The organism is Gemmatimonadaceae bacterium, assembly GCA_036504815.1.
Taxonomy (GTDB): domain Bacteria; phylum Gemmatimonadota; class Gemmatimonadetes; order Gemmatimonadales; family Gemmatimonadaceae; genus PNKL01.
In genome coordinates, this window is the sequence record DASXUN010000021.1 from 266,349 (window position 1) to 279,032 (window position 12,684).

Consider the following 12,684-nt stretch of genomic DNA (forward strand, 5'->3'; position numbering starts at 1 on the left):
TTTCCCTAAGCGTATATGTTACAACGCGTTGGCGTTCAAGGGAACCCTGAACCACCATCCCCTTCTATCGCTCGTTTCGCCAAAATCCTCGCAAGCTGCGACAATTTGTCCCTAGGCCTTGCAGTCCAGCCAGTTGTCACCGACGCCGATATCGACCACCAGCGGCACGTCGAGTGCGACGGCCGTGGTCATCTCGTGTTCGACCAGTATGCGCAGCGCATCGAGCTCATCCACCGGCGCCTCGAAAACGAGTTCGTCGTGCACCTGGAGCAACATCGTGGCCTGAAGTCCCGAGGTCGTGAGGGCCCGGTGAATATGGATCATCGCCACCTTGATGAGGTCGGCGGCTGACCCCTGGATAGGGGAGTTCTGCGCGGTGCGCTCGCCGAAAGCCCGAATGTTGAAGTTGCGGTCCTGCAACTCCGGGATGTACCGGCGACGACGGAAGATTGTCTCCACGTAGCCGCGCTGCTTGGCCTGCGCCACCGTGCTATCGAGGAACGTTCGAACCCCTGCAAATCGCTCGAAGTACGTGTCGATGAATTCCCGCGCCTCCGCATGCTCGATCTTGAGCTGTCGCGACAGCGAGTGTGCACCCTGTCCGTAGATGGTCGCGAAGTTGATCGTCTTCGCGCGCGCGCGCATCTCGGAAGTGACGGCCGCGAGCGGAACGCCAAAGATCACCGAGGCCGTCTGCCGGTGAATATCGCCGCCCGCCTTGAATGCGGTGACAAATGCGGGGTCGTGCGACAGATGCGCGAGCAGGCGCAGCTCGATCTGCGAGTAGTCGGCGGCGAGCAACTTCCATCCCGTGCGCGGCACGAACCCCTGGCGGATGGCCCGGCCGAGTTCGCGGCGGATGGGGATGTTCTGCAGGTTCGGATCGGAGGAGGAGAGCCGGCCCGTGCTCGCCACGGTCTGATTGAACGACGTGTGCAAGCGCCCGGTGCGCGGATTCACCAGGGCGGGGAGCGTGTCGAGATAGGTGTTCTCGAGCTTCGAGAGCTCGCGGTACTCCATCAGCAGCGACGGCAACGCGTGCCCTTCGTCCGCAAGCTCCTGCAGCACCGACGCATCGGTGGACGGGCCCGTGGCCGTCTTCTTCTTGATGGGCAGGCCCAGTTTGCCGAACAGAATTTCGCGCAGCTTGGGATTGGAGTTGATGTTGAACTCCTCGCCCGCCGCGGCATAGATCTGCTGCTCCACCGCGCCGCGTTCGCGCGCAAACCGTTCCTTGAGCGACGCAAACCACCGCAGGTCAATGGTGATTCCCGCCCACTCCATGTCGGCGAGCACCTCCACCAACGGCAGTTCAACGTCGTGGAGCAGCGCGGTCAGTTCGTGCTCGGCGAGACGCGGGGTAAACCGGGCGCGAAGCTGCAGCGCCATGTCGCTGTCGGCGCACGAATAGTCGCGGGCCGCATCCACCGGGACTTCGTCGAACCCGATAGCACTCTTTCCCTTGCCGCAGAGGTCGCCGTAGTCGGTCATGGACCGGCCGAGGAACTCGAGCGCGAGGGCATCGATGGCGTGCGACCGGCGGCCCGGATCGTGAACGTAGCTGGCGAGCATCGAATCGAAATCCAGGCCGCGCAGCGTCACACCGGCCCGCCGCAACACGAGCAGGTCATACTTGGCGTTGTGGGCGGTTTTCTTGACCGCCGGGTCTTCTAGCATCGCGCGCAGCGGCGCCATTTCGTCGCCGAGGAGCGGCGGGAGGTTCTTGATCCCGGCGGCGACCGGCGGCGGCGGTGCGTCGCCGAGGTCGAGATCACCCTGTCCGGCCCGCAGGCCGCGGTGTGCGAACGGCAGGTAATACGCTTCGCCCGGCGCGACGGCGATGGAGATCGACACGAGATTCGCGCGCAACGGCGTGACGATGGGCGGCGCGCCGGGATCGAGCACCGTCTCGGTGTCGAAGGCGATGCTCCCTACTTCGCGGCAGCGCGCGACGAGCCGCTTCATCGCGGCGACCGTATCCACGGTCGTGTAACGCACCTCGGACACTGGGGTCGCGGCGCTCTCATCCTGTTCACGGGTGTCGCCAGTGACGGCGTCACCGGGCGCGGCCATCGGCGTCGTGTTTCCCGCGGCGGCCGCCTGCACTCCCGCCTTGCGTGCCGCGGTGGTGAACTCCAGGTGCACAAACAGGTCGCGCAGATGCGCCCAGTCGGGCGTCTCAAGCGTGAGCGCGGCAAGGTCGAGCGCGACCGGCAAATCGTCTCGAATTGTTACTAATTCCTTTGACAGGACCCCGTTTGCCCCGTACTCGCGCAGGGCGTTGCGGGCACGGGTTGGCTCGATCTCGTCCACGTGGGACAGTATGTTCTCGAGCGGACCCCATTTCGCGATGAGCTCCGTCGCGCCCTTGTCGCCGATTCCTTTCACGCCAGGGACATTGTCGGACGAGTCGCCCTTGAGCGCGAGAAAATCAATTACTCGCTCGGCGGGAACGCCGAGGCGTTCGACCACATTCTCCGTGTCGTACCACTTCTCCGTGGTGGCGCCCGGACGGCCGTGCCACGGATTGAGGATCCAGACGCCGGGGCGCACGAGCTGCGCGAAGTCCTTGTCGCCCGAGACGATCACCGCGTTGACGCCGGCGCCCACGGCCTGGCGTGCCAGCGTGCCGATCACGTCGTCGGCTTCGTAACCCTCGAGTGACAGGATGGGGATCTTGTACCCGGCCAGAAGTTCTTCGACCCGGGCCACCCCCTCGTCGAAATCCACCTGCTGTTCCGGTTCGAGGCGTTCGCGGGTTGCCTTGTACTCCGGATACAGTTCGTGCCGGAACGAGAGGCCCTTGTCGTGCACCCAGCCGAGGTAATCCGGTTTGTGCTTCTCGATGAGGCGCGCGATGAAGTCGTTGGTGCCGCGCGCGATCGAGGTGTTCTCACCGCGGCTGCTGCGCAGGGGCTGCTGGCCGAGCGCAAAGAAGGCCCGGTAGATGAGCGCATAGCCGTCAACGAGGAAGAGTCGTGGCGCCGGTGGTTGCGACATGGCTCAAAGTTGGACGGGGGGTCGGGGGAATACCAGCCAAAACGATCGCGGCCGCCTGTCCCCAAGGGGAAGGCGGCCGTGGCGCAGTGCGTGGTTCGTTCGGCTGGTCGCCGTCAGACGGTCATGACAGTCGAGGCTGCGAGACCTTTGTCGCCGGTCTTCACCTCGAACTCGACGGCCTGGCCCTCGACGAGGGTCTTGAACCCGTCCATCTGGATGGCGGAGAAATGCACGAACACATCCTCGCCGCCGTCCTGTTCGATGAACCCATAGCCCTTGGCATCATTGAACCACTTCACCTTCCCCTTCATTTCTGCCTCCTGCGCCCGGTGATCCCTCGCGTCAGCCGGCAGGGCAGCCGGCCCGCCCAATTGTCTTACGACTGCCGGTATCGGGTGTCAAGCAAGCTTTCTGTGTGGAATTGCTGGACTTTTTCACCACGGAGACACGGAGAAACGCTGAGGGCCACGGAGGAACTGCTACTTCTTGGGGGAACTGCGCGCGCCACGCAATGATCTGCGTGGCGCGATGTCGTTACCCCGAGTTGTAGTGGTCCTCCGTGGCCCTCGGCTTTTCCTCCGCGTATCCGTGGTGAAAGAGGCCAAGGCGCCACGCCGAGCTTATCGATTGACGCGGCGCTGCCAGAGGGTCTGGAACTCCATCTCGCTGGAGTTGGTCAGGCGCCAGCGATCAAAGCCGGTCTGATCGTAGAAGACCAACTGGACATTGAGCCGGCGGTATTCCCAGACTTGCGAGCGGCCGCGCGTTCCCATGCCGGCGAGTCCCTGGTCATAGATCTGGTCAGGCTCACCTAGCCCGAGGAAGACCTTGCCGCGGTCAGTCATCCAGCCCGGCGTGCCTTCTTCACGGTAGCGCGAGGCCACTTCCATCAGGCGCGTGAAATAATCGACCAGGTCCTCGTTGACCGGGGTCAGCGGACTCGAGTCGGTGGCCTTCACGAAATTGGTCCACGCCTCCGGACGCGCCTCCGGCTCCGCGTCGCGCAGCATCTTCACGCGGTATTGGGAGGTGAACCAGCGCAGGTAGACCAGCATGTCCTCGAACTTCGCGACCGGGAGACCTTCGCCAAACGTGACGAAGACGGGCGCGCGCGTCGTATCGGGCCGTCCGGTGGGCCAGATCGACACAACAGAGACCCCAATGCCGATCTTCGGCACAGGGATGTATGCCACGCCGCTGAAAATGTCTCCCCGGCGCGGCAGCGAGAGGGTGTCGCGCCAGATGAGCCGCCCGGCATCGTTGCGCGCCTCCACGGAGAGTGGCATGCGTGCGCCGTCGCCGTAACCTTCCACGTAGAGGCCGATCGTGGTGTCTCGCCCGAAAATCACCGTGGCCCGCGGATTCACCACCAGGTCCGCCACGGTCGCGCGTGACCGGCGTGGCACGACCTGCAGGTATGGCGCCGGAGTCGAGAGCGTTCCGTTCGACCCAAGACGCGGAACGACGATGAGCATCTCCTGCGAGGCCGCGCGTGCGGTCGCATCATCGCGCACCGATACCGCGAGCGCGTACTGGCCTGGGGCGAGGACAACCCCCTGCTGGAAGACGACGCTTTCGTCGAGTCGGGTGGTCTCCTTGTACGACGCGACGCGCACCACTTCATGCGCGCTGATGTCACGGACGACGGTGCCGCCCTGCCGGAGCGTGATGGTCACGCTGTATCCGGCGACGAACCGGTCGGCGTCGCGCGCGAACGCGAGGGAGGCGTTCGAGAGAGAGAGCCCGAGGGTGACGTCGGTGGAGTCCGAATTCGTCGTCGCGAGATACGAGACCGCGCCAACGAACGGCAGCGGGTTGCCGGCGGCGAGGAACCCCATCTGCGTGTACAGGCGCGATGCGTCGAACTCCGGCCCCGCGCTGGTGGGCCGGTTCGCCAGGCCGGGCTGGCGCGGGGCTGGTGCTCCGCCGGGCGGATTGGAGCGGCCACCACAGGCCGCCAGCACAAGGCACGCGCCGAGGAGGGCGCCTCGGGTCACGCGCGGCAGAAATCGGGCGTTCATTGGTCGAGGGAGCATCGGCATAATGTATCCAGTACCCCGGAAATTGGTTCTCAGAGCACCTGCGTTCCTTGCCAGCGCCGTGTCACGCCGTTAGGTTCGCCGCGTGGCTCGCGACCCCCTCGTCGGCACGACTATTGCCGGATATCTCTTGCTCGACCGCGTTGGAGAAGGTGGCACTGCCACCGTCTACAAGGCCGAGCACCCCGAACACGGTTCCGTCGCCGTAAAGGTACTGCGCGAACGTTTGCGCCAGGACCGGACGGCGGTCACCCGCTTCGTGCGTGAGGCGACGTTCGGCACACGGGTGATCCATCCCAAGGTGGTGCGCACCATCGAAACTGGCCAGTCGCCCGATGGGCTCCATTACCTCGCCATCGAATGGGCGCCGGGTGAGATCCTCGAGGGGTACGCCAAGCGAAACGCGCCGCTGCCGCCTGATGAGGTTGCCACCATCATCCAGCAGATCGCCGAAGCCGTGAACGCCGCGCATGCCGCAGGAATCGTGCATCGCGACCTGAAGCCGGAGAACCTGATGTACGATCCGGCGACGCGAAGCGTGAAACTGCTCGATTTCGGGATTGCGACCGCGACCGATGTGTCGCCGGATGAGCGGCTGACGCGGGCCGGGTTTTTTGTGGGCACGCTGATGTATGTGGCACCCGAGGCTCTGTCTGGAGAGATCGTCACGCCCGCCGCCGACCAGTACAGCCTGGCCACCATCGCGTATCTGTTGCTGACCGGCGCGCTGCCGTACACCGCGCGAACGCCACGTGAGATGTTCACGCAACTGCTTTCGCAACCGCCACTTGCGTTGAACAAGGCCAAGCAGGGCGTGATGTACTCGGCGACCGTCGAGCAAACGGTGATGAAAGCGCTCGAACGTGCGCCCCAGTCGCGGTATTCCGACGTGATGACCTTCTCCGGCGCGCTGCACTCCGCGTTGCTCGCCCCTGATGCAATAGGTGCAGGGGAAAGCGGCGGATTCTTCGGGAAGATGAAGGGGCTCTTTAAGCGAGACTAGGGTGCTTTCGGGTGCGTTTTTTCACCACGGTCGCCACGCTGGACTTTTTCACCACGGAGACACGGAGAACGACCTGAGGGCCACGGAGAACTGCACAACTAGGGGTAACGACATCGCGCCACGCAGATCAATGCGTGGCGCTCGCAGTTCCCCCCAAGAAGTTGTAGTTCCTCCGTGGCCCTCTGGCAGTTCTCCGTGCCTCCGTGGTGAAAAAGCCCCGCGCCCTATCTCGATATGGCTGGATGCGGCTCGACGAGATCGAGCGGCAGCCAGACGGTGAACGTCGCGCCGGAACCGAGATCGCTTTCCACGGTGATGTCCCCACCGAGCAGGCGCGCGAGCCGGCGGGAGATGGAGAGCCCAAGGCCGGTGCCGCGCCGAATGGAATCGCCGCGCGGACCGGCATTCACCTGTTCGAACTCCTCGAAGATCCTTTCCTGGTCACGCTCGGCGATGCCCGTTCCCGTGTCGCACACCTGCAGCGCAATGAACGCCCCGCCTTCCGCCAGCAGCGGCCGGCGGCGTGAACGCCCGGCCATCTGCGCCACCTCACCATCCGGCACACGCAGCGCGCGCACGGTGATGGTACCCTGCTCCGTGAACTTGATGGCATTGCCGAGAAGGTTCACGAGGATTTGCCGCAGATGAGTGGGATCGGTGTCCACCTTGGGCAGCGTCGCCGGCACCGCGATGCTGAAGGCGAGCCCCTTCTCGTTGAGCAGCGACTCTACCTCGCTCGCCACGTCGATGACAAACGCGCGCAGGCTGAGCGATTCGGTGGACACCTCGAGACGGCCGGCGGCAAGCTTGGACAGGTCGAGAATCTGGTCCACGAGCTCGCGTAGGTGGTTGGCGGAGGTTTCAATGCGCTCCACCGGGCCTGCCTGCCGTGCGGAGAGTTCGCCATATGCGCCGTCGCGGAGCAGGTCGATGAAGCCAACGACGGCGGCGAGCGGCGTACGCAGCTCGTGCGAAACGTTGGCCAGGAACTCGCTCTTGGCCCGATTGGCGCGCAGCAGTTCTGCAGACAGGCGCTCGAGTTCGTCGGAGCGATCGGCGATGCGTCGCGCCTGCGAGCGTTCGTGCACCAGCGCGATGATGAGCGCCGCGAGCGCCCCAAGGGCACAGACCCAGAGGACGATGCGATCGCGCCAGATCTCCGCCGCGGACGTGCCGGCCCCTCCGACGTCGAGGGCGTGGCGGGCCAGATGATCGCCGACGATCAGTCCCGCTGTCACGCACACCACGACCAAGGCGAGCGCCAGCAGCGACAGGCGCCGCCCCGGACGCCGTGCCGGCATTGACCGCTCGATCACGCTCGGATAACCTCAGCCCTCATGGATCCCCACGCCACGCTCGTTCAGATGCTTGCCCAGCGCTCCGCGCGCCGCGGCAATTTCACGCTTGCCTCCGGACGCCAATCCGACCTTTACATCGACGCCCGGCTCACCACCATGAGCCCCGACGGCCTGGCGGCCATCGGTCCGCTGGCCCTCGCGCGATTTCGCGCGCGGGGTTGGGCGCCCGATTCCGTCGGTGGGCTGACCTTGGGCGCGGACCCTGTATCATATGCGATTGCGCATGCGAGCGCTCTCGCCAAGACGCCGGTCCGCGCGTTCACGGTCAGGAAAGAAGCGAAGACGCACGGAACCGGCAAGCTGATTGAAGGACCGTTTCAGGCGGGCGACAAGGTGGTGGTGATCGAAGATGTGATCACGACCGGCGGTTCCGCGCTGAAGGCGATCGAAGCAATCAAGACGGCCGGCGGCGTGATTGTCGGCGTGCTTGCCGTGGTCGACCGTGAGGAAGGGGGACGGGAAGCGATCGAGGCGGCCGGGTACGCCGTGGAGTCGCTCGCGGGGGCCCGGGAGATCGTTTCCGCGATGGTTTAGTGTAGCACTCTGGCCTTCTTCACCACGCGCGACGCTCGGTTTTTTCACCACGGAGGCACGGAGAAATGCCGGAGGGCCACGGAGTACTGCAAACACTAGGGTAACGACAGCGCGCCACGCAGAGCATTGCGTGGCGCGCGCAGTTCCTCCAAGAAGTTGTTATTCCTCTGTGGTCCTCAGGCAGTTCTCCGTGCCTCCGTGGTGAAAAAGGCACGAGTTGTGCCACGCAAAGCTAGTTGACGAAGCGTCGGACGCCGTGCGCCAGCTTGATCACGTTGAAGTTGATCAACAGGCCCCTGCTGAAGCCGCCAAGACGCAAATACGTCAGCAGTTGGGCGCAGTGCACGGGAAGCACAGTATCGACGGCTTTCAGCTCCACCACGAGATCCCGGTCGACCACCAAGTCGATTCGCAACAGACCGTCCAACGTGGCGCCTTTGTACGAGACGGGAAGCATCACCTCGCTGGCGAAGTCGATATTTCGGGCGACTAGTTCCTGCTCCATTGCCGTGGCGTACACCGATTCAAGCAGCCCGGGCCCAAGGTGCCGATGCACCTCAATGGCCGCGCCAATTACTCGTTCGGTGAGCACGTCTGGTTCGAGCTTCAGGTCCGGCGATGGCATTGAGGTCTCAGTGGTTGGACGATAGCTCTTTCACCACGGAGGCACGGAGAACTGCCTGAGGGCCACGGAGGACTACAACTTCTTGGAGGAACCACGTGCACCGCGCAAAGTCATGCGTGGCGCGATGTCGTTACCCTAGCCGTAGTAGTTCTCCGTGGCTCTCAAGTAGTTCTCCGTGCCTCCGTGGTGAAGAAGTCCAGCGTGGTGAAAAAGCCCAGCTATGCCGCCGATTGACGCGGCCGGCCAAGGGGGCGGCCGGAAAGCGGGCGCAGGTCGAGCAACTTGTCGCGGTGCGGACGCAAGAGTTCGTCACGGAACCGGTTGAGCATGGCCTGGCCGTCGTGCGCTCGGCGAAACTCGCCCGCGGTAATGCCCAGCACGGTCTTGACGTGCCGGCCAAAACTCTGGGCCGACGAGTACTCGAGCTGGTTTGACGCATCGGCGATGCTGAGGCCCGGGTTCTCGAGCAGGCGCGCGGCGCGCACTAGGCGCGCCCAGGCGAGATACCGCTTCGGCGCCGGAAGGCCGGCGCGGAAGAACCGGCTCATCAGCGTGCTGGGCAGCACCTGCAGCGCACGCGCCAGGGTGCGGACCGTCGTCACTGGCTGACGTCCGTGAAAGAGCGCCTCGAAGAACCTCCAGCAGTCGTCCGGCGCTCCTTCGAGTTCCTCGCGCAACATCGCCAGCGCGAGACGGTCGATTTCACCGACGGCTTCGCGCGCAACAAAGTCGCGCAGGCGATGCCATCCGGTGGCGTCGCGCACGTCCACCAGGTTGCGGATGCCGCAGTTGCCCAGATTCAGCACGGCGTGTGGCGTGCTCTGGTCGACGCGCGAGAGGAGGGCCACCATCGGAACCCGCGGAAACTCGCGCACCAGTCGGGCCACGCCCGGCGCGTGGTCCGTCAGGGGTCGTCCGACCGACATGAAGACAGCAGCAGGGGCGATGCGGCGTACTTCGTGACGAAGCGCATCTACGGAGTCGTGGTGCACGGCACGATAGACGCCGCTGCCCGCCGCGTCGACACGGGGACGATCGTTGGGCTCGACCCACGTGAGCACGGCGGGAGCAAGCGACGGCGCGAAGCGAGCGGTCATGGCAGCCTCCGAGGTTGAGGTCTGCCTGCACGATTTGTTGCGCCGTCATCGCAGCGTCATCGCCTGGCGGCGTTTCCGGTCCATCTGTCACCGCTGCGGTGGGCCAGGAGGCCGGAACGTCACCTGAACCGATATCCCAAAACCCGCTTTCGAGCCTTGAAACTGCTATCTTTCGACTGGAGGTCGGTCGGCCGGACGGTCGCGTCGCGTGAAAACGCGCCGAGGAAAGTCCGGGCTCCATGGACACGCTGCCAGGTAACGCCTGGGCACATCGTAAGATGTGACGGACAGTGCAACAGAAAAGACACCGCCTTTGCGCAAGCGGAGGTAAGGGTGAAATGGTGGGGTAAGAGCCCACCGCGCGCGTGGCAACATGCGTGGCAAGGCAAACCCCAGCGGGAGCAAGGCCAAATAGGCGGCGAGCAGCAGTCCTCTGCGATCAAGACGCCGCGGGTTGGCTGCTAGAGCGTGCGGGCGACCGTACGCCCAGAGAAATGACCGTCCGGGACTTCGGTTCCGACAGAACCCGGCTTATAGGCCGGCCGATTTCCATCCCTGCTGTTGGCTTCGTGCCTCAGCAGGGATTTCTCTTTGTGCGCCACGCTGGGCTCTTTCACCACGGAGGCACGGAGGAAAAGCGGAGGGCCACGGAGAAACTGCACCTTCTTGGGGGAACTGCGCTCGCCACGCCAGAGCATGTTTGGCGCGCTGTTGTTACCCCAAGTTGTAATAGTTCTCCGTGGCCCTCAGCCTTTCCTCCGTGCCTCCGTGGTGAAGAAACCCCGCGCTTGTGGGGTAGTTATCCAAACCCGCGGAGATCATCTTCTGGATATGACACAACCTCGTAGCCTCGTACTCGTGCTGGCGGTTGCGCTCTCGGCGTGCGTTTCGGGGGGCGGAGGGCGAGCGGTGCCGACGACGCCGGTGACGACGGCGGCGGGGGTTGTGCTGAACACGAGCGGGCCGTGGACGGTCGGCGTTCCGGCGCGATCAGAGAAAGTGATCATCACCACCGATGCAACCGTGGTGATCTCGGGCGACACGGTGGTGCGCACCGATACGGTGAAAGCCACGCTTGCCGCGTCGTACACCTGGACCGCACGAGCGCCACGGAAGGTCGATGGCCAGCTGACGGATTATCGTGTCGCGGTGGGTGCGTCCGTTCCTGCTACGCCGGCGGGATTGCGGCTTGCACGTCCGTTCTCGGCGACGGCTACGCCGACTTCAAGCGCGCTTGGCTTCACGCTCCCCACGGAGGCCTCCGCGTGCACCGACCCGGCGCTGAGCTCCGTGCAGGGCCTGCAGGATGCGTGGGCGGTCGTGCCGACGACGCTGTCAGTCGGTCAGCAGTGGACCGACACGGTACACACCCTGTCGTGCCGCGATCGGGTCCCGCTGCGCGGCACGAGCGTGCGCCGGTTCGTGGTGCGGCGCGCGGAAGTCGAGAACGGGCAGCGGGTGCTTGTCGTCGTTGAACGCTCGGCGCGCGGTCGGCTGACTGGCGAAGGCGACCAGTTCGGCGAGAAGGTGACGATCGCCGGCGAGTCGAGCGGGAGCATCACGTACCTCTTTGATCCAGCGGCCGGTCACTTCGTCCGCGCGTCAGGCAGCTCTTCGCTGTCGTTCTCCCTCAGAAGCAGCCGGCGTTCTCAGAGCGTGCGGCAGAGCTCGGTGCTTACGCTCACGTGGTGAACTTGGTTTGGTGTGGCACAATGCCTTTTTCACCACGGAGACACGGAAGAGCACGGAGGGCCACGGAGGACTGCTGCAACTGGGGTAACGACATCGCGCCACGCAGACTATTGCGTGGCGCGCGCTGTAACCCCAAGAAGTTGCAGTCCTCCGTGGCCCTCAGCCTTTCCTCCGTGCCTCCGTGGTGAAAAAGCCTAGTCGACGAGCCGCAACGGCATCAGCAGGCAGAGATACTTGGCCGGGTCGTTCCAGCCCTCCGGTTCGATGGTCGCTGCGCGCTCGGGAGCCTTGAAGCTGACCTTCACTTCGTCGGTGGGGAGGAAGCGCAGGATCTCGAGCAAGTACGCCGCGTTGAAACCGATCTCGAGGGGGTCGCCGTTGTAACGGATCGCCATCTCGTCCTGGGCTTCGCCAAGATCGGGGGTGGAGACGTTGAACTTCAGCATCCCGGCGTTGAACGACAGACGAATGCGGTGCGTCTGGTCGGAGGCAACCACCGACATGCGCTTCAGCGCGCTGATGAACGCGGCCTTGTCGATGGTGACGATCTTATCGTTGTCCTTGGGGATGACCTGATCGTAGCTGGGATACGGCCCTTCAATGAGGCGCGTGAAGACGGCGGTGAACGGCGAGCGGAAACCAAGGTGGTTCTCGCCCTGCGCGACTTCGAGCTCTTCTTCGGCCGGGAAGAGCCGGCGAATCTGCTCGAGCGCCTTCGGTGGGATGATGAGGTCCGCATGATCGCCCGTGCCGCGCACGGGGACTTCCATCTTCGCCAGGCGATGGCCGTTGGTGGCGACCATCCGCATCACGTCAGCACGCAGTTCCCAAAGAACGCCGTTGAGAATGGGCCGGCTTTCTTCGGTGGAGGCGGCAAAGGCGGTGTGCGCGATGAGCTTCTGCAACTCACCTGACGGAATCCGGATGCTCTTGTCGAAGTTCACCGCGGGGAACGACGGGAACTCGGACTTCGGGAGTCCAAGCAACTTGAACTTCGAGCGACCACACTCGAGTGAGATGCGCTGATCCCCCGACGACGAAATGCGCACCGGCGCCGCGGGCAGCTCGCGCGCGATTTCAGAAAGCTTCTTGGCGGGGATCGTGATCGCGCCGGCTGATTCCACGTCGGCCGTCACTTCCGTTGACACCGCGATATCGAGATCGGTGCCCGAAATGCGAATTCCCTTGTCCGTGGTTTGGACAAGCAGGTTGGCCAGCACCGGCAGCGTCGTCTTTGTAGGAACCGACGAAGCCACGGCGTTCAACCCTTCCTGCAGCTTCTCGCGAGAGATCGTGAACCGCATACCTAGTGGGTGTGCTGAGGGTCACGTGGGGA

10 protein-coding genes and 1 other RNA gene are annotated in these 12,684 nt (G+C 64.4%); 4 read left to right on the forward strand and 7 right to left on the reverse strand.

Annotated elements, in window-relative coordinates; translation table 11 throughout:
* Positions 1-111 precede the first annotated feature (111 nt).
* The 3 genes from polA to VGJ96_10840 all read right to left on the reverse strand — a co-directional run bounded on the left by polA (position 112) and on the right by VGJ96_10840 (position 4,997).
* Positions 112-3,000, reverse strand: a complete 2,889-nt coding sequence (gene polA, locus VGJ96_10830) for a DNA polymerase I (protein HEY3287599.1) — start codon at positions 2,998-3,000, stop codon at positions 112-114.
* Between the two features lie 113 nt (positions 3,001-3,113).
* Entirely contained in the window at positions 3,114-3,311 is a 198-nt protein-coding gene (locus VGJ96_10835; protein HEY3287600.1) for a cold-shock protein, read from the reverse strand.
* A gap of 309 nt (positions 3,312-3,620) precedes the next feature.
* The gene (locus VGJ96_10840; protein ID HEY3287601.1) at positions 3,621-4,997 is read right to left on the reverse strand and encodes a GWxTD domain-containing protein; all 1,377 of its coding nucleotides are present in this window, start codon (positions 4,995-4,997) and stop codon (positions 3,621-3,623) included.
* A gap of 127 nt (positions 4,998-5,124) precedes the next feature.
* On the opposite strand from VGJ96_10840, the gene VGJ96_10845 reads away from it, so the two are divergent.
* Entirely contained in the window at positions 5,125-6,042 is a 918-nt protein-coding gene (locus tag VGJ96_10845; protein HEY3287602.1) for a serine/threonine-protein kinase, read from the forward strand.
* Between the two features lie 224 nt (positions 6,043-6,266).
* Here VGJ96_10845 and VGJ96_10850 read toward each other — a convergent pair whose 3' ends face one another.
* Positions 6,267-7,358: an ATP-binding protein gene (locus tag VGJ96_10850; GenBank protein ID HEY3287603.1), complete on the reverse strand. Its 1,092-nt coding sequence runs from the start codon at positions 7,356-7,358 to the stop codon at positions 6,267-6,269.
* Positions 7,359-7,379: 21 nt separating this feature from the next.
* On the opposite strand from VGJ96_10850, the gene pyrE reads away from it, so the two are divergent.
* Positions 7,380-7,934, forward strand: coding sequence for an orotate phosphoribosyltransferase (gene pyrE / locus VGJ96_10855; protein HEY3287604.1), 555 nt, complete (start codon positions 7,380-7,382; stop codon positions 7,932-7,934).
* Between the two features lie 232 nt (positions 7,935-8,166).
* Here pyrE and VGJ96_10860 read toward each other — a convergent pair whose 3' ends face one another.
* Both VGJ96_10860 and VGJ96_10865 read right to left on the reverse strand, forming a co-directional pair.
* Positions 8,167-8,559, reverse strand: coding sequence for a GxxExxY protein (locus VGJ96_10860; GenBank protein HEY3287605.1), 393 nt, complete (start codon positions 8,557-8,559; stop codon positions 8,167-8,169).
* A 218-nt stretch (positions 8,560-8,777) separates the two neighbouring features.
* Positions 8,778-9,656 (reverse strand): helix-turn-helix transcriptional regulator, encoded by an 879-nt coding sequence (locus tag VGJ96_10865; GenBank protein HEY3287606.1) that lies wholly within the window; start codon positions 9,654-9,656, stop codon positions 8,778-8,780.
* Between the two features lie 183 nt (positions 9,657-9,839).
* On the opposite strand from VGJ96_10865, the gene rnpB reads away from it, so the two are divergent.
* Positions 9,840-10,206: RNase P RNA component class A (gene rnpB / locus VGJ96_10870), an RNA gene on the forward strand.
* Positions 10,207-10,487: 281 nt separating this feature from the next.
* Positions 10,488-11,348 carry a hypothetical protein gene (locus VGJ96_10875; GenBank protein ID HEY3287607.1) on the forward strand — a complete coding sequence of 287 codons (861 nt, stop codon included), beginning with the start codon at positions 10,488-10,490 and terminating at the stop codon, positions 11,346-11,348.
* 194 nt (positions 11,349-11,542) lie between these two features.
* Here the strand turns inward: VGJ96_10875 and dnaN are convergent, their stop codons facing one another.
* Positions 11,543-12,652, reverse strand: coding sequence for a DNA polymerase III subunit beta (dnaN, locus tag VGJ96_10880; protein HEY3287608.1), 1,110 nt, complete (start codon positions 12,650-12,652; stop codon positions 11,543-11,545).
* Between the last annotated feature and the right edge of the window lie 32 nt (positions 12,653-12,684).